Origin of the sequence: Corynebacterium urealyticum DSM 7109 (genome assembly GCF_000069945.1) — a bacterium.
GTDB classification, from domain to species: Bacteria; Actinomycetota; Actinomycetes; order Mycobacteriales; family Mycobacteriaceae; genus Corynebacterium; species Corynebacterium urealyticum.
In genome coordinates this window covers 1,982,932-2,008,572 of the sequence record NC_010545.1, presented here as the reverse complement: position 1 = coordinate 2,008,572, position 25,641 = coordinate 1,982,932, and the positions used below count along the sequence as shown (strand labels likewise).

Below are 25,641 nucleotides of genomic sequence, written 5' to 3'. Positions count from 1 at the left end.
TTACTCGCCTCCCCTCTCTTCTTCGAGGCCTGGAATCTGCTCCCTGTTGTACTCTTCGCGTTCCTTCTGCAGTGCGGCGGATTCCTCTGGCGTGCGGTATTTGGCGGGCAACTCCCTCGCTGGGCCCAGGTATTCCTCGAGCCAGTTCTTATACATCCGGTTCAGCTCGCCGCTGTCTCGCAGCCGCTCCAGCGTGCGGTTGACCTGCCGGGTGAGCCCCTCGCTCTGCCAGCTCACGTGCTCGTCGTCCTCGTCGAGGGACTCCGCGCCGGGCGCCACGACCTTGCCGGGTGGGGCCATGGCCACGCCGTAGTAGCCCTCGCCCAGGGAAGCCCCGATGAGCTGGGTGTCCGGGTCCTGGGCGGCGAGCCCGGAGAGGACCGCGTCGTCGGAGTAGATGGCGTCCACCTGCCCCTGCTGCATGGCCATGAGGCAGTCGGTCCACGTGCGGGTCTGCAGGATGCGCTTGGGGTGGAGGAGGTCTGCCACCATGCCGGGCGGGAAGTCTTGGGAGGCGCAGACGGTCTTGTGCTTGAGGTCGGCGACGGATTCGATTCCGGAGCCCTTTTGCGTCAGCAGGCGTTCCTGGACATGGAGGTAGGGGATCGAGAACTCCAGCGCCTTTTGGCGTTTCCGCGTGGTAGTCATGGTGCGCAGCACGAGGTCCACATCGCCGGTGCGAAGGGCCTCCTCGCGGTGGCGGGATTCGACGTATCGGAATTCCACCTTGTCTGGGTCGCCGAAGATATCGCGGGCAATCTCGCGGGCGAGGTCGACTTCGAAGCCGATCAGGTCCGAGCTTTCCGAGTCCCGGTAGCCAAGCCGGTAGAGGGACTGAGCCACGCCCACGATGAGGCGACCACGCTTGGAGATATTCGGCACATTCTCCTGCACGCTGGCTGCGGTCGGGGCCAGGGATCCGAGCGGCTCCGTGTGCTCGGTGTAGACGGGTTCGAGGTCGGAGGTGTCATAGATGCGTGCCTGGGCGGGCAGGTCGGAGTCGGGCTCGTTGGCAACGATCGGCCAGGACGGGCTGGTCGGGGTGGTGGCGCAGCCGGTGAGCAGGGTCGCGGTGCCGAGGAGCGCGGCGGTGCTCCGGAACAGGCGGGAGTGGCGTGCGCGGGTGGTGCGGCGGTTGGCGTCGATCATCACAGGTACTCCCTCACCCTCGGCCTGGTGCCGGCGAGCGTGGCGATCGCGGCGACGGCGGTCATGATGGCGACGATCGTCGCGGTGCGTTGTGCGGCCGACTGCCCTGCGGTGAGGACGTCGCGCAGCTGGGCGCGGGACTCGCTGATCAGCTCCTGCAGTTCTTCGTCGAAGAATGTGTAGCTGGTGCGCAGGTCGAGTTGGACGTCATTGGGCGAGCGGTTGGAGTTCGCAACGACGGCGTGCTGGTCGTCATCGGAGGGGGAGCCCAGGGCGGCGGCGGAGGCAGCCTTGAAGTTGCCGTGCTGCAGTTCGTAGACCATGGTCGCGTGGGCGGCGTCCCATTTTTGGAGGTGCTCGCGGGCCAAGACGATGCGGTGTGGGGAGACGACGGTGTCGCGGATGGATTCGAGCTCGTTGTCGATCCGGGCGATCGTCGTGGAGAATTCCTCCTGGTTATCGTCGCCGTAGCTGCGCTGCACGAGCCCCAGGGCTTCGCCAGTGCGTGCTTGCTGGGCGGCGATGCGCTGCTGGGTGAGCGTTTCGAGCGGGCCCATGGAGGACTGGATCCAGTTGGTGCCGGCCTTCCAGGTCCAGCCCGCGCTGATGGATGCCACGAGCAGGGCGATGACCATGAGCGTCGTGGCGGTCAGGTACCCGATGTTGAATACGCGGTTGGTGTTGGCCGAGAGCCATAGCTGCGCGATGATCAGCAGGACAACCGCGGCGATGAGCCCGGACAGCGGGAACCACATCGGCGAGATCACGTTGCGCTGTTGCTCGCTGACCTGCTTGGAGGTGATGGTGTAGAGCTCCTCCGCGGCGGGCAGCATCGTCTGCTGCATCAGGTGGGAGGCCTGCGTCAGGTAGGACGCTCCGACGGGGTTGCGGAAGCGGTCGTTCGCGCTCGCTTCGGAGACGAGCTCGACGTAGCGGGGCAGGCTCGTCTGCAGCTGGAGGACGAGCTCCATCTCGCGGGAGTCGACATTGTCGATGCCGGCGGAGGCCTTGATGATCTCCTGGCTCGCGTTGGCGATGTGTCGGTCGTAGCTCTGGGACTGGGTGGAGCTTTGCTCCTTGGTTTCGAGGAACTCCGTGGTGGCGGCAGAGTCCGCGACAGAGAGGGAGTTGAAGAGTTCCTGGGCCGCGTTGGATAGCGGCTCGGTGCGGCTCACCAGGGTGTTGAGGTCGTTCTGCCGCCAGGTGGAGCTCAGCGCCATCGCGCCACCAGCGGCGAGGATCGCGGCGACGAGTAGGAAGGAGATAATCGTCAGGATCCCGGGCGTGGTGGAGATGAAGTTGAGGAAGCGCTTGGGCAGCGCCATGGCTGGGGCAATGAGGCCGCGGACCGTGCGACCGCCCGCGGGCGAGTCGTCACGATCCATCCACCGATCGGCATCGGCATAGAGCGGCGCAGACATGGCCTGATTATAACGCAGGGCACATTTCACTATTGCCACTCCCGTCACAAACGTTGCGTGGGATCCTACGGGGTGACTGAAGCCGCACTGTGCGGGGATTGGTCAGGGGGGATTGCGGGGCAGGTAGGGGTATGCAGCGGAAAGGCAGGCTGCTGGTCTGTTGGGATGTCTGCTTTCTATGGCAAACTGGTGGCCATGATCAAAGTGAACTCGCTGTCCAAGGCATACGGTGGCACCACCGTTGTCGACAACTTGGATTTTGAGGTCAAACCCGGGATTGTCACCGGGTTCCTCGGTCCCAACGGCGCCGGAAAGTCCACGACGATGCGAATGATCGTCGGGCTGGACACGCCGACCAGTGGTTCCGCTCTGATTGACGGTAAGCGTTACGCGGAATTTGACCGCCCCCTGACCAAGGTCGGCACCCTTCTGGATGCGAAGTGGGTTCACCCCAACCGCTCCGCCGTCAACCACTTGCGCTGGATCGCTGCGGCGAATGGCTTCTCCCGCACGCGAGTGGACGAGGTGCTGGATATCGTTGGTCTGTCCAACGTCGCCGGCCGCAAGGCAGGCAAGTTCTCTCTCGGCATGGGGCAGCGTCTGGGGCTCGCCGCGGCACTCTTGGGCGACCCGGAGGTCCTGATCCTGGACGAGCCGGTCAACGGCCTCGACCCGGAGGGTATCCGCTGGGTGCGTGACTTCGTCCGCCAGCTCGCCCGCGAGGGGCGCACGGTGCTGATCAGCTCCCACCTGCTCTCCGAGATGGCGCAGACCGCGGATCATCTGATTGTGATCGGTAAGGGCAAGCTGGTAGCGGATCAGTCCGTCCACGAGTTCATCAAGAGCTCCTCCCAGACCACCACGATCGTGCGTTCCGAGCACCTGGCCGAGATGGAAAACGCGCTGCGTGAGGAGGCCGTGACCTTCGAGCGCAGTAAGGATGTCGAGGGCCGCGACATCCTGGTCGTCCCGGACCACGACACCGACTGGGTGGGCGGCCTGGCCTTCACCTACGGGCTGCGCCTGAACGAGCTGAGCCAGAAGTCCGCTTCCCTGGAGGAGGCATTCATGCAGCAGACCGGGCATTCCGTCGAGTACCAGGCCAAGGCCGGGCTGGACGCCCCGGGCATTCCCGCCACCCCATCCACCGCCGAGCCGGGTGTTCCGGTCGACGGCGCAGGCAACCGCATCGAGAAGGGGGAGTAAAGAACCCATGAACCTGATTAAGTCTGAATGGCTCAAGCTCTCCACGACCAAGGCGGTGTGGTGGACCTCCGGGCTCATCCTCTTCTTCGCTGTGGCCTTCGCTGCGCTGAACGGTGTTGGCGCCGGCATGATCTACCAATCGGCCACCGAGGGCGATGGTCCAGCGGACGTCGCCGGGGTCGTCGATGCGAAGAACGCCCTGGATGCAACGGGTGCGCTGGGCGGCATGCTCGTCTTCGGCATGATGATTATCATCATCCAGGCTGTGCTCAACGTGACCAACGAGTACGCCAATGGCACCGCGAAGAACACGCTGCTCGCCACGCCGAAGCGTCTCCCGGTGCCTTTTGCGAAGGTCCTGGTCTATGGCGTGCTTGCCATGGTGCTGACCTTCATCAGCGCGGTGCTATCCGTGTGGACCAGCAAGTTCGCTGCCTCCCGCATCATCACCGATAACGACACGATCCTGGAGGGCGCCGGCTTCGGGGCGGATGGCCTGTGGACCGCGATTGGTCGCCTGGTGCTGTACGCCCTGCTCTCCGTCGTCATCTCCACGGGCGTGGGGTACCTGCTCCGCTCGACTGCGGCCAGCATCGCGGCCCTGCTGCTGTGGAAGCTCGTTGTCGAGAGCGCGGTCGTGCCGCTGGTCCCGAAGATTCGCGACTGGCTGCCGCCGTACATGCCCTTCAACAACATCGACATGGCAACGATGATGATGGACACCCCGGACGCCCCGTGGGGGCAGGTTGGGTCCATCCTCTACTTCGCAGCATTCTGTGTGGTCTTCTTCATCGCTGGCCTGATCGCCCTGAAGAAGCGCGACGCTTAAAAGTCCCCGCTAGTTCTTGTTACGCCCAGCGCCGCGGTGCTCACAGGCACCGCGGCGCTGGGCTTTGTGGAGTGAAAAACAACAATGGATTCGAAGAAGCAGCAGTTCGGTGTACTGACCTTGGCGGGCTTCGCGCTGCTGTCTGCGGGCGGGCCGCTGGGGACGGATATGTACCTGCCCGCCCTACCGCTGATCGGTCGGGACCTGGGGGCGAGCCCCGCCGTGGTTCAGCTCTCCATCACCGCCTACATGGTGGGCATGGCCATGGGACAGCTGCTGATTGGGCCGCTCTCGGACGGCCGGGGCCGCCGGGGGCTGTTGTGTTTCGGGATGGTGCTGGGGCTGATTGCCTCCGTCGTGTGCGCGATCGCTCCCACAGCCGCAGTGTTGATCGCTGCTCGCTTCTTCCAGGGTGTTGCTGGCGGCACCGGCGTGGTGCTCACCCGCGCGATGATCGCCGATAAACTGCGCGGCTCGGCCGCCGCCCAGGCGCTGTCGGTCATGATGCTCATCATCGGTGTGGCCCCGATCCTTGCGCCGCTGCTGGGCGGGGTCATCAACCAGGCTGCAGGTTGGCGGGCGATCTTCTTCACGCTGGCGCTGATCGCGTTGACCCAGATCCTCGTGGCCTCGCGCCAGCCGGAAACGCTGCCGGTGGAGCGCCGCCATGGTGGTGGGCCGGTGCGGATGTACCGGAACATGCTGGGGCTTTTCCGCCGCCCGGCGTTCGTGGGTTATGCGATGGCTTTCGCCTTCGGTTTCGGCACGATGTTTGCCTTCATCTCCGGTTCCTCCTTTGTCTATCAGGAGGTCTTCGGCTTGAGCTCGGTGGGCTTCTCCGTGATGTTTGCCCTCAACGCTGTCGCACTTTTGAGCGCGAATTCTTTGAATATCCGCCTGGTGGGCCGCATCGGCGCGCGGCGGCTCCAGCGCGTGGCGGTCTGCGTGATCGCTGCTGGGGCGGTGGCGGTGTTGTTATGTGCCCTCGTCCTTCCCAGGGACGTCGACGCCGCGATGTACGCCCTGGCGGCTGCGGTTTTCGTGGCCACCTTCGGGGTGGGGTTGAACATGTCCAATTCCACCGCGCTGGCCCAGGGTTTGGCGGCGGATCGCGCTGGCGCTGGCTCGGCGGTCCTGGGGGCGGGGCAGTTCGTGGTGGCCGGGGTGATGAGCCCGCTGGTGGGCCTGGGCTCCGATCGGATGCTGGCCCTGGGGCTGTGCATGGTGGCTTCGGTGGCGGTGGCTATCGCGGGCACGTTGCTGGCCGCGAAGTTCGCCCCGCACGCCCAGTAGCGCTACCGCCACTAGGGCCGCGACCGGGGTGTTCCTTCGGTCGCCCCGGCTAGATCACTCGTTCGCGCTCCCGCTGGAGGTTATCGATGATCGTCTCCGCGGCGTCCGAGAGTCCGCGCAGGGCGGGCACACCGTCGCGCAGCTTGCGGACATCGGATCGCTCCATCCGGGAGGTGGCCTGGGCGATGAAGATGGCCCACTGGTCGGTGATGGCGTTCATGACGTCCACCCCCTTGTCGGTGAGGTAGAGGTCCTGGGCGCGGCGGTCGTAGTCATTGGCCTGCCGGTCCACGAGGCCGTCGTTGATGAGGCGACGGACGGTCGCGGAGACGTTGGAGGCGCGGAGGAAGCGCAGCCGGGCGATCTCGGAGACACCGCAGCCCGGGTGCTGGGAGATGAACTGCAGCACCTCGATCTCGGACTGGGAGATGTTCATATCGGCGCTCGGGCGGCTCATGAGGCGGCGCGTGGCGGAGAGGAAGTCGAAGACGCTGGACGCGATTTCGGCGACGTCGACGTCCGGGAGGACTTCCTTTGCCTTGTGCCCGCTGACGTTGGGCTTGGGGCGCTGGGGAGAGGTCGCTGTGCTGCTCATTACTGTTCCTCGCTCTTGGTCCGTGGATAGCTGCGTGCGTCAGGGGCAGTTCGGCGGGCCGAAACTTTTCTTTATGTAGCTAGTCAGTGTAGGCACAGGTGAGGCCTTTCCGTGGCATTTTGCGGGAGAAAAGTAATTGCCCTGGGCTGGCCTACTGCAGCGCGCTGGTCAGACGGAAGACATTATCGAGGTACTGCTTGTACCACGGGCGGTTCTTCCACTCCTTCAAATCGAGGTGGAGGGAGGCTTCGCGGTAGGCGTCGATGATCTCCTGGAGGCTGTCCATGACCGCGCCCTCAAAGGTCATGAGGGTGATCTCGTAGTTCAGCCCGAAGGAGCGCATATCCATGTTGGAGCTGCCCATGACGGCCACTTCGCCGTCGGCGATGGCACACTTGGTGTGCAGCACGGCTGGGGCGGGGTACTGGTAGATCTCCACGCCGGATTCCATGAGTTCCTGGTAGTAGGAGGCCTGGGCGTGCCCGACCATCATCTGGTCGGATTCCTCGGAGACGTACAGCGACACCTTCACTCCGCGGTAGGCCGCGGTGGTGACGGCCTCGAGGAGGGACTCGTCGGGAATGAAGTAGGGGCTGACGATCTGCAGGCTCTCCTTGGCGTGATGCGCCATGGAGACGAACAGCCGCAGGTTCGGCTCGGTGGTGAATCCGGGCCCGGAAGGGACGAGCTGCATGAGCTCGGCGCCGGTGTCCTTCTGGGCGGTGGCGAGACGTTCCGCGTGGACAGAAGGGTCGATGAGGTTCAGCGTCTCCCCGGATTCGGTGTACCAGTCGACGGCGAAGACAGAGTTGATGATCGACACGATCGGCCCGGTGAATTCGCCCATGATGTCCACCCACTGCCGGCCGAGTTTGAGGTTGCCGGAGTTGAGGTAGCTGGCGTCGATCATATTCTGCGAGCCCATGAAGGCGCGCTCCCCATCGATGATGACGAGCTTGCGGTGATTGCGCAGGTCAGGCCTGCGGAACTTCCAGCGCCAGGGCTTCAGCGGCAGCATGGCGTACCACTCGATGCCCAGCCGGTCGAGCTTGCGGCCGAGTAGGTGCGATTCCGGGTATTTCATGGAACCCACGTGGTCATACATGAGGCGCACTGCCACGCCCCGGTCGGCGGCTCGGGCCAGTGCCTGGAAGAAGGGGTCGGTGGTTTCGTCCCAGGCCATGATGTAGATCTCGACGTTGACGTAGTGCTGGGCGTCGTCGATGGCGTTGGCGATTGCGCGGATGGATTCCGCGTAGTCGGAGTACATCTTCTGCATGGTGCCGCCCACCGCGGGCATCGCGGTGAGCTCGCGGTTGAGCTGCACCATGGAGAGCTGCTCGTCGGTGACGTCCAGGCCTTTGGGGACATCCGGCTCCCCGCTGGACATGTCGCGGATCAGCTCGTTGGCCTGCACCTGGATCTTGTGGCGGCGCCGGTTGACCACGGGCGAGCCGATCATGACGAACAGCAGAATGCCGACGAAGGGGATGAGGAAAATAGCCAGCAGCCAGGCCATGGCCGAGGAGGGGCGGCGCTTCTGCGGCACCCACCCCAGGGCCACGAACTTCAGGACGTAGTCCAACCCGACGATGAGGAAGTGGTACCACTTCAGCTGGTCCACTACTCCCACCGCCATTTGGACTGGCTCTAGCCACCACATCTGCTTGTTCCTCTTGGCTGTTTAGACGGTGTAGTCGATGATGACGGGTGCGTGGTCGGACGCGCCCTTGCCTTTGCGCTCGTCTCGGTCCACGCGCCCGGCCTCGGGTGAAAGCCCGCGGGCATACTGCAGGTCGATGCGGATGCCTTCGTTCTTCTGGAAGCGCATGGCCTGGTAGTCCCAGTAGGTGTACTGGTCGGCGATGAGCTCCGTGGCCTGGGTCAGGCCAGCATCCTCCAGCGCGGTCAGCCGCTTGCGCTCGTTCGGGGTGACGTGGGTTTTGCCCTCGAACCAGCTGCGGTCCCAGACGTCCTCGTCACGGGGTGCGATGTTGAAGTCGCCGGTCAGCACCAGCTTCTCCGCGGTGCCGTCCTCCCCGGTGGTTTTCGCGTAGGACGCCAACGCGTCCAGCCAGGCCAGCTTGTAGCTGTAGTGCGGGTCGCGGATTTCCCGGCCGTTGGGCACGTAGAGGCTCCACACCCTCACACCGTTGCAGAGCGCACCGATGGCGCGGGCCTCCTGGTGCTGTACAGCGTTGAGGTCCTTATCGAAGCCGGGCTGGCCGAATTCGGTCTGCACGTCCTCCAGGCCCACCCGGGAGAGGATGGCGACCCCGTTGAAGGAGTGCAGGCCGTGGTGGGCCTGCTCGTAGCCGGTGTCGCTGAAGTCCGGGAACTGCTTGTCCGTGCACTTGGTTTCTTGCAGGCACAGGACGTCCACGTCGGAGCGTTCCAGGAAGGCTCGGACCCGGTCTTCGCGGGTGCGGACGGAGTTGATGTTCCACGTGGCGATACGCATAGATGACAGCCTACTGAAGCCTGCGGACAGCCCCTGCACGGTGGGGCAGCCTCTTCGCCCTCTTTGTTGTGCGGCGGCTGCCCGCCCCGCGCCCGGGGTTAGTCCAGCTGCAGGCTGCGGTGCCGGTGGTGCTCGGAGAAGCCCAGCTCGTGGTACAGCCCCCGGCCCGCGGTATTGGTCTCGATGACCTCCAGGTAGGCCTCTGCGGCGCCGTGCCCCGCGCCCCAGTGCAGCAGCACTCGCCCCAGGTAGGTGGCCAGGCCGTGGCGTCGGAACTCTGGCAGGACTTCCACCGCGGAGTAGCCCAGGAAGGAGCGCCCGGCCTCGGTGGTGGTGATTGTCGCGCGGGTGATCGCGGCCAGGGTCCCGCCGATGCGGACCTGCGCGAAGCCCAGTGTGCCGTCGATGCGCTTGCGCAGCAGCTCCAGGGCATGTTCGGGCAGCGGTTGGCCGCGGAAGTGGTAGCGGGAGAGCCACTCCTCGGTGGGCTGGTCCAGCACCTCGATCTCCAGGGTCTGGCCCGCGAAGTTGGGGTGCACCAGGCCCGCGTCACCGCTGAGCGCCGGAGCCTCATCGAGATCTTCCAACTCCCGGGTCATGACGATAATCTCCGGCCCGCGCGTGCCCTCCAGGTTCTCTGCGGTCCGCCCGATGCGGTCCGGCACCATGAGGGCAGCGGGCAGCTCGTGCTTGGCGTAGAAGGCCTTGATTCCCTCCACCGGCACCGGTTGCAGCGCTGCATTGGGGCCAAGTGGCACGGCGGTGTTGGAGCGTTCGGTGATTCCGTCGCCCGCGCGGCACAGCCAGCCCTCCACCCAGGTGTTCTCGATGCCGGGGAAGGCGTGGGCGATGGCTTCCTCCACCGCCCGGATGTCGCTGTTGCGCACCGGCTTGGTGCTCAAGGTTTTCAGGACGACGACGCTGCCCGCCGCGATCTCCACCGGTTCCTGCGCTGCAGTGTTGGGCTCCCGCTTCCGGGGTGCGGGGCGGACGACCAGCGGATCCACGCTGAGCAGCGTGCCAATGACGTCGCTGACCTCCGGCCGGCCAGACTCGGCGAGTCGGCCCGTCACCCGGCGCACCACGACCCGCACGCCCGGGCGTACCGATACCGGGTCGGTGCGGCGGGAGAGCGGGAAGTCCAGGCCGGGGACGCGCCGGGCGCCGGCGGCCGCGGCGACGAGGTCGGTATCCACCTCGTGGGGCGTGGTCGCGTTGTCAGCTGCGGCGGCAGTCCCTGGCTGTTGTGCGGAGTGATCCTTCATGGGGTGGCTAGCTAATCCTTAAGCTTCGGCCGAACCGGCGTCGTCGTGACCGAAGGGATCCTTATCGACCCCCGGCAGCCAGGTCCGGTTGCCTTCGACGTTCCAACCCTCGGCCTTGAAGGCCTTCTTCGCGGCGCGCTTGTTCCGGCCGATGAGGGTGTCGGTGTAGAGGAATCCGTCCAGGTGGCCGACCTCGTGCTGCAGGCAGCGGGCGAAGAAGCCGTAGCCTTCGACGGTCACGGGCTCGCCGTTTTCGTCGATGCCGGTCACGCGCGCCCAATCGGCGCGGCCGGTGGGGAAGGAGTAGCCGGGGACGGAGAGGCAGCCTTCCTCGTCCTCGTACTCATCGGGCATGGTTTCCGGGATCTCGCTGGTTTCCAGCACCGGGTTGATGACGGTGCCGCGGCGCATCGGGCCACCCTGGGCAGCGATTTCTTCCTCGGTGCGCTGCTCGCCGTTGGGGCCGTCGATGTCCGGGCAGTGGTAGACGAAGAGCCGCTTGGCGACCCCCACCTGGTTGCCTGCCAGGCCAACGCCGTGGGCGCGGTCCATGGTTTCGTGCATGTCCGCGATGAACTTCTTGAATTCCTCGGTGGGGACGCCGTTGGCGTCGAGGTCTGGTTCCCCGACCTTGTTGGTGGGGTTGTGCAGGACGGGATCGCCAGCGATGACGATGGGCAGAACAGTCATGGCGACCATTTTAGGGTGCGTGGCGTTCAAGGGCCGAAGTGCACTAGCTTTATGAGCATGCCAGCCTCCGTGAATCCCGAAAACTCTGCTCTGAGTGAGCGGGAGCGCGCCATGCTGGAGTTCGAGCGGCAATGGTGGCGGCACCCGGGGGCGAAGGGGGAGGCGATCCAGGATCGCTTCGGGGTGAAGCCGGTGCGCTATTTCCAGCAGCTGAATCGGTTGATTGAGAAGCCGGAGGCCCTGGACTTCGATCCGGTGTTGGTGCGCACTCTGCTGCGCCGCCGGGAGGAGTGAGTACCCCGGAATAGCGCGGGTTTCTCGGCGCGCCGTTCCCGTGGCGGGTGTGACTGTAGTTAAGATTTGTGTTGTGACTGATTCGAATCGACCACGCCATTCCCTCGACGAGAACTTCGACGACGACCGCCCCCTCAACCTGGAGCCGCAGCACGGCGCCCATGAGGACCCGGTCGACGCCGAGTTCGAGGACGCGGAATACTCCGACTACGACGCCGACGGCTATGACGCGGACGGCTACGAAAGCTACGACGATGGCTATGCCGAGTACGAGGATTACGGCGACGATTACGCCGAGCACGGGGACTACGCCGAGTACGACGAGTATGGCGATGAATACGCAGAGTATGAGGACGACGAGGACGAGTCCGCCGCTGCGGCCCAGCGCCACCACGAGGCGGGGCGCCGCCGCATCGGCGGGGCCGCGGTAGCTGGTGCGGCCGGTGTCGGAGCAGCTGGCGCTGGTGCTGGGGCCGCGGGTGCAACGGCAGATGGGGCTGGCGCCGGTGCCGCCGCTGGCGAGCCCGGTGGCCAGGTTGGTGCGGAGGCCCGCTCCGGCCAGGGTCTGCCGCTGCGCGGCCTGGCCATGGTGCTCATCGCCGTCGCGATCGCACTGATCGCTTGGGGCGCGGTCAGCTTCGTCAACGGCGGCGATTCCAAGGACGGCACCGTCCAGGCCGGCCAGGGGGATGAGGACACCAGCAACCTGAGCCCTGCCGAGCAGGCGCGCCTGGCCAAGGAAAAGGAAAACGCCGAGCGTCAGGCTGCCCGCGACAAGGCCGCCAATGATGCAAAGGCTGAGGAAGCAAAGAAGGCGGAGGCCGAGAAGAAGGCCGCCGAGGAAGCCGAGAACGCCGAGAACCAGGGAGCGCTGAGCGACAAGGACCGCGAGGCTACCCACGTCACCGTCCTGAATAACTCCCCGATCGAGGGCCTGGCCGGGCGCACCGCCGACGGCCTGCGTGGCGAGAAGTGGGATGCGAAGACGATCGGTAACCTGCCGGGTTCCGCGTATGTCTTCCGCGAGTCCGTCGTGCTGTACCCGGCCGGCGACGCGAAGGCGAAGGCCGCGGCCGAGCAGATCGCCAAGGATCACGGCCTCGAGGCCCGTGAGCGCAACCGTGAGATCGACGATTCCCTCCGCGACGTCCAGCTGCTTGACGGTCCGGCGCCGGGCGCAGTGATTGTTGTCACGGTGAATGACATGTCTCGCTAGGCGATCTGCAAGGATAGGGGGATAGAACGCGCCGGGGTTCCGCGCCCTGGCTTTAAGCGATAGCCGCGCCACGCAGCACCGCCGAATATGACAGCCGTGCTGTACCGAGCGAAGGGATGATTGGGCCGATGGACTTTCCCGGATCTGAACCCACCGTTGGACTCGAGTGGGAGGTCGCCCTCATCGACCCGGAGACTCTGGACCTGGTCCCCCGGGCTGGCGAGCTGCTCGACCTCATGGATGAGGTCTACCCGGGCCACCGTGTGACCCGCGAGTTTATGGCCAATACCGTGGAGATGGTCACCACCGTTCACGGGAACATCCCCGCTGCCGTGGAGGACCTGCGCGAGCAGCTGCTGCAGCTGCTGGACTGCGCCGATCGCATCGGCGTGCTGTTGTTCTCCGCGGGCACGCACCCGTTCACCAACTGGGGTGACCAGGAGATGAGCGACAAGAAGAGCTATCAGGAGATCATCGAGCGCACCCAGTACTGGGGTCGGCAGATGATCATCTGGGGCATCCACGTGCACGTGGGTGTGGGCTCCAAGGAGAAGGTCTGGCCGATCATCAACGCTGTGATGACGCACTACCCGCACGTGCTGGCGATGTCGGCCTCCTCCCCGGCGTGGGAGGGCCTGGACACCGGCTATGCCTCGAACCGCACCCTGCTCTATCAGCAGCTGCCGACCGCGGGCATTCCTTATCAATTCGCCTCCTGGGACGAGTGGGAGGAGTTCAACCGCGATCAGGACCGTTCCGGCGTGATTAACCACACCGGTTCCATGCATTTCGACGTCCGCCCGTCCAAGTACGGCACCATCGAGGTTCGCTTTGCGGATTCCACGATGGCGATCTGGGAGGTCGCGGCGATCAGCGCGTACCTGCACTGCCTGGTCGTGTACTTCGAGCGGATGTACGACGCAGGCGAGGAGCTGCCGAGCCTGCAGCAGTGGCACGTGGCGGAGAATAAGTGGCGCGCTGCCCGCTATGGTCTGAAAGCGCTGATCATCACCGATCGGGAGACCACGGAGCGGATGGTCACCGACGAGCTGCGCCGGTGGGTGGAGGAGCTCTCCCCGCTGGCTGAGGAGCTGGGCTGCAAGGCTGAGCTGCAGGATGTGCTGCGCCTGATCGAGACGGGCGGGGATTATGCCCGCCAGCGCGCGGCAGCCCGCGCGGCCGGTGCCGCACTGGAGCCGGGGGTGCGCACCCGAGGGGATGCGGGGGCCGAGGAGGGCTTCACCCAGCCGAGGGCGTGGCGCGCGGCGGTGGAGCTGACGGCGCGCACGCTGCGGGAGACCGCCCGGGACTAGCCGGGAGCTGCCACCGGGGTGCCGCCGGGCGCCGGGCGCTTGCTCCGCTCCCCGGACGCTGCCTTCCACGCGCCCACGCGCCCACGCGCCCACACGCACACCCCGCATCCGGCATTTGCACAGCACAGCGCCCGCGGCTGCCATTGAGGAGTGGCAACCGCGGGCGCTGAAAGCACTGGTGAGGCGCTGGGTTTTTGGATTTTTGAGGCCGTCGCGTGGCCTTGTTATAGAGCTCTTGCTTTAGCGGCGGTGCAGCAGCGCTGCGGCAGAGCACAGCGCGTTGGCGATCGAGGTATCGCGGTCCGCACCGAAGCCCACGGCCCAGGTCCGCTTCCCGTTATGGGTGGCGAAGATGAAGGTCGCGGTGGCTTCGAAGATCTCGTACTGGTGGAACTTCAGGATCTCCACGGCCAGGTCGTGATCAGCCAGGATCTCGGACATCGCGGAGGATGCGCCCATCGCGGTGATGGACACCCGGGTGCCCTGCTGGTCGGCGCGCAGGCCGCGGATGCTGATCTCGTACTGGCGCTTGCCCGCGGACTTCCGCTGGGAGCGCAGCTGCTCCACCTGGATGTCGTTGGGGGAGTAGGAGCGCCGGAAGGTCTTCCAGTCCATGCCGCGAGCCTCGCCGCGCATCGCCTTGGGCAGTCGCTGCCCGAAGCGGGAGCGGAATGGGTCCTCGGCGAAGGTGCGGGTGCGCTGGCGGCGCTTCTGGATGCGCGTCTGGGTTTGCGCGTTGAAGGTGATGGAGTTGGAGCGCAGCGCCGGGGTGGTGGTGTAGCTCTTGTGCTCTCGGCGGCTGGTCTCCGGCTTCGCGAAGCGAATCAGTGTGGTGCTCATGGTCACTCTTCCTCGTTGTGGTCGGTCCTGGTGGCGCTTGGCGGTTGTGCCTGTGCGCCGGTTGTTCGGTTCGTGGACCGACTCTTAAGCGTGTGCGCTTGTTACCCCGGTGGTGGAGGGGTCAGTCCGCGCCTCCACCCGGGTTGGGTACTCGCTTAAGAAGAATTGTGATCATGGGCATGAATATATCCCTTTCCTTTCACCCCCGCGAGTTGTTCAACAGCTTTTAGGCCCAAATGGGGGTGCAATAGGTGGGATATGCTATCTCATAATGCGAGACGCGACCCGGGGTGTTTTCCCACGGACCGCGTCCCTGTTTCTCGCCTGTCCTTATATTGAGGACGTCACCAGCCTCACGCCTGGCGCTCAGACCTGCGGGATATGCAGCTTCTCCCAGGCCTTCCATCGCGGGGAGGGTTCCAGGATCTGGTTTTCCTCGCCGCTCTCGAAGCGCTTGCCGTCAAAGACCTGGATGTGGCGGGCTGGGTCAGCCCCCTCCGCGGAGTTCGACACAGTGCTGCTCTGTGCAGCGGCGCCTGCGGTACCCGGCGCAGTGGCGCCTTCTGCATCCGCATCACCCCGGTAGCGCTCGAAGCCCGGGTCGAGGTCGTGGAGGAACGCCCGCCAGCGGCGCAGCATGGCCTCGCTGGTGCGGTTCATCTGCTTCGCCCCGCCGAGCGCGAGGGCGAGCTTGCCGCGGCTGGTATCCACCCGGCGGAACAGCAGCGGCAGGTCGAGGGCGTGGGTCGCACCCATGCCGCTGAGCTCCAGGGAAGGGGTGGTCATGTCCAGCCGGTAGAACCACACCTTGCCCGTGGGGTGCTGCTCGGCCAGCAGATAGGCCGGGGCCACGAAGATCGCGTGCCCGGTGAACTCACCCACGGCGGAGCGGCGCTGAACACCCTTGTAGTGCTGGAGGAGTTCGTCGACATCCGTGCTCACGTGCCCGGCGAGCGCGACGGTGCGCGACCACTGGTGCTTGGTGCGCAGCGGCTCCCAGCGCATGAGGCGGTACTCGTCGCGGTTATAACCCACTAGCAGGGGCAGGTCGCGCTGCGCACCCTTGGCCAGCGGATGCTTGGGCAGCAGGTCGCCATCCACGATGGGGGCGAAGGGCCCGGAGACCCCCGGTGCGTAGCGGAGGTTATGGGCCACGAGGGCCTCGGTGATCTCGCCCAGCTCGGTGGCGGTGGCGTCGAAGAGGTCATCGACGCTGAGGCCGCCGGTCGCGGTGGCGGGTTCGGCGCCAGTGCCGGCGTCCTTGTGCTTGTCTGTGTCCTTGCTCTTAGCCTCAGCCTTAGCTTTTTCCTTATCGACGAGCCCGCGGATCCGGGCGAGCTCCACCACTGCCTGCTCGCGCCAGTACTTCGCATTCTCCGGCGTGTGCACCATTGCACCTGCGGGCGACTGGGCGATCGCGCCGGCGATCACGCCCTCCAGGGCCGGGCTGGTCATCAGCGCGGTGACCATCGCCCCGCCCGAGGACTCGCCGAAGATCGTGATGCGCTCCGGGTCCCCGCCGAAGGCGCGGGCGTTGGCCTGGATCCATTTCAGGGCCTCGATGATGTCGGAGAGCCCGGCGTTGGTGTCGATGCGCTCGTCGTCGAAGCCTTCACCGAAGAAAAGCTGGCCGAACATGCCGAGCCGGTAGTTCACGCCCACGTAGATGGAGTCGGTGGCCTGCGCGAAGTGCTCGCCGGAGCGCTGCGGATCGGCCGCAGACCCGTGGACGTTGCTGCCACCATGGAGGTGAACCGCGATGGGTCGGCGCGCCGTGGCGTCGATCGCGTGCTCCTTATTAATAGGGGCTGGTGCGTTGTCCGCGCCTGTGGCAGGTTCCGCGTCCGTAGCAGTGTCCACGTCCGTGGCGCTGTCCGCGTTCGTCGTGTTGTTGCCCCGTGCCGTACCGCGCGGCACGACGACGCTCAGCCACAGGCAGTCCTCGGAACCGATCCAACCGGTGGCCTTGTTGCGGAACTGGTAGCAGTACTCGCCGTCCGCGCGGGCCTCGAAGGTTCCCTCCCAGGGTTCGATGGGCTCGGCGCGGCGGAAGCGGCGGGACCCGATGGGTGGCTGGGCGTAGGGGATGCCGCGGAATGCGGCAGTACCGGTTTCCGCGTGCCCCTTCACCGCGCCGGTGGTGGTCTGGACGGTCCAGAAGTCACCGGGCGCGGGGGAGCGCTGTGCCGCGCCCGCCTGTCCGGTACTTTCCTTCTTTTCAGCGCCGCCCATCTTTCCTGCACCACCCGCGTTCGCGGGCGCCTTCTTCGCCCCGCCTGCTACCGATTCCGCCATTGCGCTAGTTCACCTCAGCTGCCGTGCGGGCGAGGAAGAGCAGCTGTGCCGCACCGACGGAGTGGATCTCAGTCGGGTCCACGGACTCATCCGCGGAGTGGATGCGGGCCTGCGGCTCGGCCAGGCCGTAGAGCGCCAGCTCCGCGCCCGGGTGGGCGGAGAGCAACTTATTGGTCAGCGGGATGGAACCGCCGGAGGCGACCTCCGCGATGTCCATGTGCTCCTTGCCGGAAGCCGCGGCGTAGGAGTCACCCAGTGCGCCAGCCAGGCGCTGCAGGGCCGGGCCGGTCAGGTCAGCGCTGAAGGGCTCGGCCAGGGACTCGCGCTCGATGCTCATCTTCGCGTTCGGGGCGTGCTTTTCCAGGTGGGCGACCAGCAGGTCCTGGCACTCCTTCGGCTCCATTCCCGGTGGCACGCGCAGGCTCACTACGGCCGCGGACTCGGCCGGCACCGCGTTGACCGCGTCCTTGACCGGCAGTGCGTCGATGGCGGTGACCGTGATCGCCGGGCGGGCGACGGTGAGGTCATTGGGCTTCAGGCCCTGGTCCGCGCCGTAGACGTCCACGCCGTCCAGCACGCCGGCGTCGCGGCGGAAGGTGGCCTCGTCCGGGCCCACGCCCTCCCAGGTGGTGCTCGGTGCCAGGCCCTCGACGGCGACCAGGCCCTTCTCGTCGTGCAGGGTGCTGAGCAGTTTGATCAGCTCCACGGTCGCGTCCGGGGCAGCACCGCCGAACTGGCCGGAGTGTAGCGGCTGCTCGAGGGTCTGCAGGCGGACGGTGACCGCCGCGGAGCCGCGCAGGGCGGTGCACAGGCTCGGCACGCCCACGGAATCATTGCCGGAATCCGCGATGAGGAAGACGTCCGCGGCGAAGAGCTCTGGGCGCTCGGCCAGCAGGTTCTCCAGGCCATAACCGCCGCGCTCCTCGGAGCCCTCCACGACGACCCGGATTCCGACCTTCTTCAGAACCGGGTACTGCTCAGCGAGCTCGTTGAGGGCGCGCAGGGTGCCCAGGTGCATGCTCACGGAGCCCTTGCAGTCCGCGGTGCCGCGGCCGTACCAGCGGCCGTCGCGCTCGGTCAGCGTCCACGGGTCGGAGGTCCAAGCGTCGACGTTGCCAGCGGGCTGGACGTCGAAGTGGCTGTACAGCAGGACGGTGGGGTAGCCGTCCTCCGGCTCCCGAAGGCCGATGACGGACTTTGATCCGTCGGAGGTGGGGTAGGCCTCGACGGGAACCCCGACCTCCCGGAACTGGCGGACGACCCAGTCGGCGGCGCCGTCGTTGTGCTCGTCGAGCTCAGGCACGGAGTGGATGGACTGGAAAGCGATGAGTTCGGTCAGCGCATCCTTAATAAAGGGCAGTTGTGCCTCGAGGGCTGCGCGGGCCTCGTTCGGGGTAGGGATTGCGTTATTTGTCATGGGATCCAGGGTAACGCTTTTCCGAAAGTTGCGAGCCTTGCACTCAAGGGGTGCGAGTGCTAAAAACGGTGTTAGCACTTGCACTGGTTGAGTGCCAGATAAAAGAACGATCGAGTTCAGTGAGGACGGGTGGAGCGGCACTTGCCCGTCCGTGCCGTCGCGGGCGCTGGATTCGACCCGCATGTGTCGCACCAACTCTAACGGAGGATCTGAAGCCTAATGGCGAAGATGATTGCATTCGATGAAGAGGCCCGCCGCGGTCTTGAGACCGGCCTGAACACCCTGGCTGATGCCGTCAAGGTCACCCTGGGGCCGAAGGGTCGCAACGTAGTCCTCGAGCGCAAGTGGGGCGCACCGACGATCACCAACGACGGTGTGACCATCGCTCGCGAGATCGAGCTGGAGGATCCGTACGAGAAGATCGGTGCGGAACTGGTCAAGGAGGTCGCGAAGAAGACCGACGACGTCGCCGGTGACGGCACGACCACCGCTACCGTTCTGGCTCAGTCCCTGGTCCGCGAGGGCCTGCGCAACGTGGCTGCCGGCTCCAACCCGATGGGCATCAAGCGCGGCATCCAGGCTGGTGTCGCGAAGGTGACCGAGCATCTGCTGGCCAACGCCAAGGAGATCGAGACCCAGGAGCAGATCGCCTCCACCGCTGGCATCTCCGCTGCGGACGAGGAGATCGGCAAGCTGATCGCCGAGGCTATGTACAAGGTCGGCGATGGTGAGCTGAACAAGGACGGCGTGATCACCGTCGAGGAGTCCAACGCTTTCGGCGTGAACCTCTCCGTCACGGAGGGCATGCGCTTCGATAAGGGTTACATCTCCGGCTACTTCGCCACCGACATCGAGCGTGGCGAGGCTGTCCTGGAGGATCCGTACATCCTGCTGGTGAGCTCCAAGATCTCCAACGTCAAGGATCTGCTGCCGCTGCTGGAGAAGGTCATGCAGTCCGGCAAGCCGCTGCTGATCGTGGCTGAGGACATCGAGGGCGAGGCGCTGTCCACCCTCGTTGTGAATAAGATCCGCGGCACCTTCAAGTCCGTTGCTGTTAAGGCTCCGGGCTTCGGTGACCGCCGCAAGGCTCAGCTGCAGGACATCGCGATCCTGACTGGCGGCCAGGTTATCGCCGAGGAGGTCGGCCTGAACCTGGAGACCGCCGACCTGCCGCTGCTGGGTACCGCCCGCAAGGTCGTTGTCACCAAGGACGACACCACCATCGTCGATGGCGCTGGTTCCAAGGAACAGCTGGAGGGTCGCATCAAGCAGATCCGCCAGGAGATCGAGAACGCCGACTCCGACTACGACCGCGAGAAGCTGCAGGAGCGCCTGGCGAAGCTCTCCGGCGGCGTGGCCGTCCTGCAGGTCGGTGCCGCCACCGAGGTGGAGCTGAAGGAGCGCAAGCACCGCATCGAGGACGCCGTGCGTAACGCGAAGGCGGCTGCCGAGGAGGGTATCGTCCCGGGCGGCGGCGCTGCACTGGTGCAGGCCGCGCACGTCCTGGAGGACAACCTGGGCCTGGAGGGCGACGAGGCAACCGGCGTGCAGATCGTGCGCGCTGCCCTGGCCGGCCCGCTGAAGCAGATCGCCCGCAACGCTGGCCTGGAGCCGGGCGTTGTCGAGGATAAGGTCAACAACCTGCCTGCCGGCGAGGGCCTGAACGCCGCCACCGGCGAGTACGTGGACCTGCTGGCTGCTGGCATCTCCGACCCGGTGAAGGTGACCCGCTCTGCACTGCAGAACGCTGCCTCCATCGCTGGTCTGTTCCTGACCACCGAGGCTGTGGTTGCGGATAAGCCGGAGCCAGACGCTCCAGCTATGCCGGACGCAGACGCCATGGGCGGCATGGGCGGCTTCTAGGCCCCCGCAGGGCCCTGGGCTCCGCTGCTGAGTCCTAGGGCTCTTGTTGTGGGCTCCTTGCGCCCCCGCTTGAGGGGGAGGGGTATTAAAGGCCTCCCGTTGGGAATCCTGGTGATTCCTGGCGGGAGGCCTTTGTGCGTTCTGGGGTGCCGGATGGGGTAGGTCGGGGAGGGGTCTCGCCTTAAGCGGCTGAGCCGCCCCATGCGGTGTTCTGAGGTGCGTTACGGCGCCCTGTGGCGTTGCTGCACCGGGGTATGTGCCCATCGAGCGTAGATGATCAGGTGTTTCTCAGGAAAGTAAGAAAATATAAATCTGAGCGCCTATCAGGAATGCTTTTCATCTGTTCAGAGTGGGTGTTACCTGGGTGGGTTTCTCAGGTTAATTGCGGGTTAACCAGTGGAGATGCTCGATCATGGAAAGTCGCAGAAGGTTATAAATGTGATCCTTTTCACATGTTGGCAGGAAATCGTTATCCTCTCTTGACATAAATATTCCCTGTGCCATAATCGAGAGCCGTAACGCACTAAGCGTTGATCCAATGTAGGTCCCGTGAAAGTGGCGGGGCTGTCATACTTATCGAGGAGTTCATATGAACGTCGACATGATCACCACCTTCCTGAACGACTTCTCCACCTTCTGGAAGAACATCTGGGAGTTCCTGAAGCCGATCTTCAACATCGTCCAGGGCAAGGACAACTTCGGCCCGGTCGGCAAGGAGAACGACCTGAAGAACCTGAACGAGCTGGCTAAGGCTTTCGGTAAGGACCCAAAGGTCGGCGAGGGCTACACCCCGGCTGACAAGCCAGCAGGTTCCTCCGAGAACAAGTAGTCTCCCCGGAAACCGCGCTGGTTTCCGCTTGCCGCTAGGGCACTAGTGGCGTACCCCGCCCCGCCCGGCGGGGCCCTCTAAAAACAGTTTCCCCACTCGCCTGCGGGCGAGCGGACCTACACTCTAGGAGTTTCCATAATGGGTAACGCAACCTTCTTCTTCGAGACCATGTCCAACGTCGCTGGCTGGATCGACGCACTGTCCAAGCTGATCGGCCTGCTGCCGAACTTCCTCCAGGCATTCGGCTTCTAATTTAAGCCTCGCCTAGAGCGACTAAACCCCGCCACCGTTCCGGTGGCGGGGTTTTGCTTTCCCTACAACTCCGCCGCAGCCTTCGTGGGGTCGAAGGTTTCTGCTGTAGAGATCCCGTCCGCAGCCCTCATGCTTCGTAGCGCCGGGGTGTGTAAACCCGGTTGACAGTTCAAGAGAGTTCGGTTTAATCTACTTACGGAAGGCAGGGATTTAGTCCCTAGCTTTGAGGCAGGGAAGGTCCACCGGATGAGACGCCGGTGGGCCTTCCCTATTTTGGTCTCTGCTTGATGATCCCCTTGACCGTGCTGATACTTGTCAGCCACTCGCGGAGCTGAGGGTCGATACTTTCTACGAGGTCGAACGCGTCTCCCAAGACATCTTCAATATCAACATGGAGAAGGCTGTCCATGTGTGAAACTCGGTTGCGTAGTTCGACGAGGTGAGAGACCCGCCAGAATGTTTGCTTACCGTCGGGGTCCTCGGCGTGGGGGAAGGCCTTGGAGATGGCCTCCTCCCATAGCCGCAGTTTGTTTTTGTTTCTTTGATCGTCCCGGTTGGCATCCGGGGCGTGGTTAGGCAGTACTTGTCTCCAGAAGCTAAACATGATGTGCGCCAACACATCGTCGTGACTCAGGGGCTCTGACCGGCGAGGGTGGCCTTCTTTCCGCTGCGTTCTGGACTCTTCCGCTCGCTCCGTGGCCTTGTGGACGTTGTTTTTGATCAAGCCGCGTAGCGGTGCTGCGGGCTTTTCGAGAAGCCAACTCTGTGGTCCGGGAAGATTAGCGTTATTCCACTCCTGCAGTTCTCTGTCGATTGCGTTTCGGAGCAACACCTCAGTGATGCCGAGTACCTCCTGAACCGAAGCGGCAAGCCGAACGCTCCAGCGGTATAAATTTAAGGCCTGCTTTTTGTGACCATTTGTCGCCCGCAGATAGGGCTCCATACGAGCGGCTCCGAGAGAGTCGATGATGAAATCACGATTGTCCACGCTGTTCGTGTGCCTCACTGGTGGTGCTGCGAATGAGTTAAATCAATTTAACAATGAGCGCGAGTTGTTCAGGAGATTTCTAAAGAAAGGAAAGGCGTTCTGCTCTCCATTAAGGGGAGGTGTGGCCCACCCCCGCGCCTGTTAAGCAGTAGAATAGAAGGCGTAGAAGTCTCACTCACTAGGCCGAAAACAGGTGCAAAGCATGAGCAATACCAACGAAGAAGACATGCACTTCGTCGACCTCGCGTCCACCGAGGGGTACATGGTGGATGACTCCGATGAAGACGACCCGGTACTGATCACCCCAGACGGCCAGCGCGTTGACACCTGGCGTGAGGATTACCCCTACGAAGAGCGCATGAGCCGCGATGAGTACGAGCACATCAAGCGCGCCCTCCAGATCGAGCTGCTGAAGTGGCAGAACTGGACCAAGGACACCGGCCAAAAGCACATCATCCTCTTCGAGGGTCGCGACGCCGCCGGTAAGGGTGGCTCCATCAAGCGATTCAACGAGCACCTCAACCCCCGTGGCGCCCGCACCGTCGCCCTGGAGAAGCCGACCGAGCGCGAGTCCACCAGCTGGTACTTCCAGCGCTACATCCAGCACTTCCCGGCCGGGGGCGAGATCGTGTTCTTCGACCGCTCCTGGTACAACCGCTCGGGCGTCGAGCGCGTCATGGGATTCTGCACCCACGCGCAGCACGCCGAGTTCATGCGCGAAGTCCCGATGCTCGAGAACATGATCATGGGCTCCGGTATCTCCCTGACCAAGCTGTGGTTCTCCGTGACCCAGAAGGAGCAGCGCACCCGCTTCGCGATCCGCCAGGTGGACCCGGTCCGCCAGTGGAAGCTCTCCCCAATGGACCTGGCCTCCCTGGACCGCTGGGATGATTACACCCGGGCGAAGGAGGAGACCTTCCGCTACACGGATACCAACGAGTCCCCGTGGATCACCATTAAGTCCAATGACAAGAAGCGCGCCCGCATCAACGCGATGCGCTACGTGCTCAGCAAGTTCGAGTACACCGGTAAGGACCACGAGGTCGTGGGCCAGCCGGACCCGCTGCTGGTCAAACGCGGCCGCGACCAGATCGGCGACTAAAACTCGCAGCCGACTCCGCGGAATCCGCGGGGCGGTGTCGGACCGCTAGAGCGCAACGCTCGCGCTCACGGCGAAGGGGAGGGCCACCCAACCAGGGTGGCCCTCCCCTTTTGTGTGTCCTACGGTGCCAGCTCCGCGACGATCGCCGCGGCCGGCCCCGGTCGCGTGAGCCCGTAGTTCTCCCCGGCCCACAGGTTCAGGTACTCCCGATCGCCAGCCTTATCCGCCTCGCCGCGCAGACCAGAGGTCAGGTAGTGCAGCTCCGGGTACAGGCTTGGGGCCAGCGGCTGGAAGCGGTCGGTAAAACTATTGCGGATCGCACGCGCTGGCTTGCCCGTGAACGCCGTGGTGATCACGGTGGGGCGCCCCTTGAGCGTCTGCAGTGCTTGCTGGTGCGTCTTCTTCGTCCCTGCCTCCGTGGCCAGGAGGAAGCGGGTGCCCGCCTGGGCGGCGACCGCGCCGTTCTCCAGCACCTCCGCGACGTCCTGCCTGCTCGCGATGCCACCGGCGGCGATCACCAGCTTATCGGTGGCCTCCTTCGCGTGTGCTAGCAGCTCGGCGAGCGAGTACGCGCAGCCCTCCTCCGGGGTGGAGAGCACCGTGCCCCGGTGACCACCGGCCTCCTTTCCTTGCAGCACGATGGCGTCGCAGTCCGTGGCTGCGAGATGCTCGATCTCCTCCGGGGTTGTGGCGTTGAGCACCACCAGCTTCTGCTTGGCGTGCAGGGTATCCACGATCTCCTGGGTCGGGTAGCCGAAGGTAAAAGACACGACCTTCGCGGCGGAGGAAAGCGCGATCTGCACTTTCTCCTCATAGTGATCATCGGTGTTGTAAGGGGCGTCCGGAAAAGAAGCCTGCACAGCCGAGTAGGTGCCCAACTGTTCGCGATAACGCTGCCAGCTACGCAGCTCAGAGGCGGAGAGGCCCGTGTGGGAGGGTGGGGAGAAGATATTGACCCCGAAGGGTTGGGTGGTGAGCTTCTCTATGGCCTCAATCCGCTCGCGGAACGCATCGGGGGAGAGGTAGCCCGCGGCCATCATGCCGAGACCACCGGCATTGGATACGGCGGCGACGAGCTCCGGGGTGGAGGGGCCACCGGCCATGGGCGCCAAAACGATAGGGCGTTGCAGGGCGAGAAATTCAGTCATGGGTGCTCTTTCCAGCGGGTTAGCGGCTAAGGTTCGCTATCCACGTTAGCGCGGGGGGGGGGCAGCGAAAACCCCGCCACGGGTTCTTCCATGACGGGGTGGGGACAACGAAGGGCGGTGGTTAGGGAGGTGCGGGTGCTCAGAGTGTAGTGAAGGTAGGGCCTCATTGCGCCTTTTGCAGAGTTTGTGGTCGGTTTTCGGGTGTTTGGCGACCTTAAACTCTGCAAAACTGTGCGGAGCGCGGCGCGACGGCGCGACGGTGCGTCCGTGAGGGGTTGCGGCGCGCGGGGCGCCGCGTGGGGGCTCAGGGGTGCGCCCGCGCCGGGGCGTGCTGCCCAGGCGAAGGCTGGGCCTTAGAGAGTCGGGCGGGGGAGGTGATCCGAGCTCGGGGTGCGCTGTTGTTTCGCAGCTTCTTCGCGGTTGCCTCGCACGAACTTTTCGATCAGCAGGATGGTGATCGGGAACTCCGCGACCATGAACAGGACGATCAGGATGATGAGCTGGGTGCTGCCCTCCAGCGCCGTGAACTCCGCTGGTGGTGCGGCAAGGAGGTAGATGAAGGCGGCGACGGCAACCACCGCGAGGACTGTGATGAATGCATGTTTCTTCATGGTGATACAACCTTTAGCTCTGTCGATCAGGGCCTTGTCCCTTCGACGTTAGCCTCGCCAGCAGTGTAAAAGAAGCTTTTGGCGGGAAATCTAAAGTGAATTTTGGATAACGAAACTCCCGCCACCGGTGGCTGAAAGCCACCCGCAGCGGGAGTAATGGGGGGAGCGTACGCCGTCCCAGCGCTTAGGCCGGGTTCGTGGTCTCCTCGCCGTTGACGATGATCGTGCGGCCGGCATCTCGCCAGCCGATGGAGCCATTGGACACGTTGATCGCGTCAATTCCGTTGAGCTCCAGCCACTGGCAGGCCTTCGCCGAGCGGCCACCCGACAGGCAGATGATGTACAGGTCCTGGTCCAGGTCCAGCTCGCCGTAGCGCAGCTGCAGCTCGGACAGCGGGAGGTTCTCGGCGCCCTTGGCGTGCCACTCCGCGAACTCATTGGCCTCGCGGACGTCCACCAACTGGACGTCCTCTGGGACGTCTTCTGCTCTCATGGATTCAAAGTCACTCATGCCCGCCATGCTACTAGCCACACCCCGGCTACCCCACGGCTGCGGGGCGGGGA

Annotated in this window: 23 protein-coding genes; 9 read left to right on the top strand and 14 right to left on the bottom strand. The window is 64.8% G+C overall.

Annotated elements, in window-relative coordinates; genetic code table 11:
- Together CU_RS08680 and CU_RS08675 are read right to left on the bottom strand one after the other, a co-directional pair.
- A complete protein-coding gene (locus CU_RS08680) occupies positions 1-1,149 on the bottom strand; it encodes a transporter substrate-binding domain-containing protein (RefSeq protein ID WP_012360966.1) in 1,149 nt (382 codons plus the stop codon).
- Positions 1,149-2,570 carry a hypothetical protein gene (locus CU_RS08675; RefSeq protein WP_231837657.1) on the bottom strand — a complete coding sequence of 474 codons (1,422 nt, stop codon included), beginning with the start codon at positions 2,568-2,570 and terminating at the stop codon, positions 1,149-1,151. The genes CU_RS08680 and CU_RS08675 overlap by 1 nt, the downstream gene beginning before the upstream one ends.
- Positions 2,571-2,765: 195 nt before the next feature.
- On the opposite strand from CU_RS08675, the gene CU_RS08670 reads away from it, so the two are divergent.
- The 3 genes from CU_RS08670 (at position 2,766) to CU_RS08660 (ending at position 5,898) form a co-directional block, all read left to right on the top strand.
- Entirely contained in the window at positions 2,766-3,776 is a 1,011-nt protein-coding gene (locus CU_RS08670) for an ABC transporter ATP-binding protein (protein ID WP_043952016.1), read from the top strand.
- A 7-nt stretch (positions 3,777-3,783) separates the two neighbouring features.
- Entirely contained in the window at positions 3,784-4,605 is an 822-nt protein-coding gene (locus tag CU_RS08665) for an ABC transporter permease subunit (RefSeq protein ID WP_012360963.1), read from the top strand.
- Between the two features lie 84 nt (positions 4,606-4,689).
- Positions 4,690-5,898, top strand: a complete 1,209-nt coding sequence (locus CU_RS08660) for a multidrug effflux MFS transporter (protein WP_012360962.1) — start codon at positions 4,690-4,692, stop codon at positions 5,896-5,898.
- A 49-nt stretch (positions 5,899-5,947) separates the two neighbouring features.
- Here the strand turns inward: CU_RS08660 and CU_RS08655 are convergent, their stop codons facing one another.
- The 5 genes from CU_RS08655 to CU_RS08635 form a co-directional block, all read right to left on the bottom strand.
- The gene (locus CU_RS08655; RefSeq protein ID WP_012360961.1) at positions 5,948-6,493 is read right to left on the bottom strand and encodes a MarR family winged helix-turn-helix transcriptional regulator; all 546 of its coding nucleotides are present in this window, start codon (positions 6,491-6,493) and stop codon (positions 5,948-5,950) included.
- Between the two features lie 151 nt (positions 6,494-6,644).
- Positions 6,645-8,156: a cardiolipin synthase gene (cls, locus tag CU_RS08650; protein ID WP_012360960.1), complete on the bottom strand. Its 1,512-nt coding sequence runs from the start codon at positions 8,154-8,156 to the stop codon at positions 6,645-6,647.
- A 21-nt stretch (positions 8,157-8,177) separates the two neighbouring features.
- Positions 8,178-8,954: an exodeoxyribonuclease III gene (locus tag CU_RS08645; RefSeq protein WP_015381925.1), complete on the bottom strand. Its 777-nt coding sequence runs from the start codon at positions 8,952-8,954 to the stop codon at positions 8,178-8,180.
- Positions 8,955-9,052: 98 nt separating this feature from the next.
- Positions 9,053-10,219 carry an N-acetylglutamate synthase, CG3035 family gene (locus CU_RS08640; RefSeq protein ID WP_012360958.1) on the bottom strand — a complete coding sequence of 389 codons (1,167 nt, stop codon included), beginning with the start codon at positions 10,217-10,219 and terminating at the stop codon, positions 9,053-9,055.
- A gap of 18 nt (positions 10,220-10,237) precedes the next feature.
- Entirely contained in the window at positions 10,238-10,909 is a 672-nt protein-coding gene (locus CU_RS08635) for a peptide deformylase (RefSeq protein ID WP_041628521.1), read from the bottom strand.
- Between the two features lie 51 nt (positions 10,910-10,960).
- On the opposite strand from CU_RS08635, the gene CU_RS08630 reads away from it, so the two are divergent.
- The 3 genes from CU_RS08630 (at position 10,961) to CU_RS08620 (ending at position 13,732) form a co-directional block, all read left to right on the top strand.
- Complete coding sequence (locus CU_RS08630) at positions 10,961-11,203, top strand: DUF3263 domain-containing protein (protein ID WP_015381924.1); 243 nt, start codon at positions 10,961-10,963, stop codon at positions 11,201-11,203.
- Between the two features lie 73 nt (positions 11,204-11,276).
- Positions 11,277-12,419 (top strand): LytR C-terminal domain-containing protein, encoded by a 1,143-nt coding sequence (locus CU_RS08625; protein WP_231837656.1) that lies wholly within the window; start codon positions 11,277-11,279, stop codon positions 12,417-12,419.
- Positions 12,420-12,547: 128 nt separating this feature from the next.
- Positions 12,548-13,732 (top strand): glutamate--cysteine ligase, encoded by a 1,185-nt coding sequence (locus CU_RS08620; protein WP_012360955.1) that lies wholly within the window; start codon positions 12,548-12,550, stop codon positions 13,730-13,732.
- 240 nt (positions 13,733-13,972) lie between these two features.
- Here the strand turns inward: CU_RS08620 and CU_RS08615 are convergent, their stop codons facing one another.
- From CU_RS08615 to CU_RS08605, 3 genes are all read right to left on the bottom strand, one after another.
- Positions 13,973-14,572: a 2-isopropylmalate synthase gene (locus CU_RS08615; protein WP_012360954.1), complete on the bottom strand. Its 600-nt coding sequence runs from the start codon at positions 14,570-14,572 to the stop codon at positions 13,973-13,975.
- Positions 14,573-14,938: 366 nt separating this feature from the next.
- Entirely contained in the window at positions 14,939-16,867 is a 1,929-nt protein-coding gene (locus tag CU_RS08610) for a carboxylesterase family protein (RefSeq protein ID WP_012360953.1), read from the bottom strand.
- A gap of 4 nt (positions 16,868-16,871) precedes the next feature.
- Positions 16,872-18,284 carry a dipeptidase gene (locus tag CU_RS08605; protein ID WP_231837655.1) on the bottom strand — a complete coding sequence of 471 codons (1,413 nt, stop codon included), beginning with the start codon at positions 18,282-18,284 and terminating at the stop codon, positions 16,872-16,874.
- A gap of 219 nt (positions 18,285-18,503) precedes the next feature.
- On the opposite strand from CU_RS08605, the gene groL reads away from it, so the two are divergent.
- Positions 18,504-20,147: a chaperonin GroEL gene (groL, locus tag CU_RS08600; RefSeq protein WP_012360951.1), complete on the top strand. Its 1,644-nt coding sequence runs from the start codon at positions 18,504-18,506 to the stop codon at positions 20,145-20,147.
- 589 nt (positions 20,148-20,736) lie between these two features.
- On the top strand, positions 20,737-20,976 hold the full coding sequence (locus CU_RS08595; RefSeq protein WP_012360950.1) for a hypothetical protein: 240 nt from the start codon (positions 20,737-20,739) through the stop codon (positions 20,974-20,976).
- 520 nt (positions 20,977-21,496) lie between these two features.
- On the opposite strand, the gene CU_RS08590 is transcribed toward CU_RS08595, so the two are convergent.
- Complete coding sequence (locus CU_RS08590) at positions 21,497-22,216, bottom strand: hypothetical protein (protein WP_231837654.1); 720 nt, start codon at positions 22,214-22,216, stop codon at positions 21,497-21,499.
- A gap of 202 nt (positions 22,217-22,418) precedes the next feature.
- Between CU_RS08590 and ppk2 the strand changes: the two genes are divergently transcribed.
- Positions 22,419-23,318: a polyphosphate kinase 2 gene (gene ppk2 / locus CU_RS08585; protein WP_012360947.1), complete on the top strand. Its 900-nt coding sequence runs from the start codon at positions 22,419-22,421 to the stop codon at positions 23,316-23,318.
- Between the two features lie 119 nt (positions 23,319-23,437).
- Here the strand turns inward: ppk2 and CU_RS08580 are convergent, their stop codons facing one another.
- The 3 genes from CU_RS08580 to CU_RS08570 form a co-directional block, all read right to left on the bottom strand.
- Entirely contained in the window at positions 23,438-24,466 is a 1,029-nt protein-coding gene (locus CU_RS08580) for an NAD(P)H-dependent flavin oxidoreductase (protein WP_012360946.1), read from the bottom strand.
- Between the two features lie 353 nt (positions 24,467-24,819).
- Complete coding sequence (locus tag CU_RS08575) at positions 24,820-25,077, bottom strand: hypothetical protein (protein ID WP_012360945.1); 258 nt, start codon at positions 25,075-25,077, stop codon at positions 24,820-24,822.
- A 184-nt stretch (positions 25,078-25,261) separates the two neighbouring features.
- Positions 25,262-25,588 (bottom strand): rhodanese-like domain-containing protein, encoded by a 327-nt coding sequence (locus tag CU_RS08570; RefSeq protein WP_148792649.1) that lies wholly within the window; start codon positions 25,586-25,588, stop codon positions 25,262-25,264.
- Between the last annotated feature and the right edge of the window lie 53 nt (positions 25,589-25,641).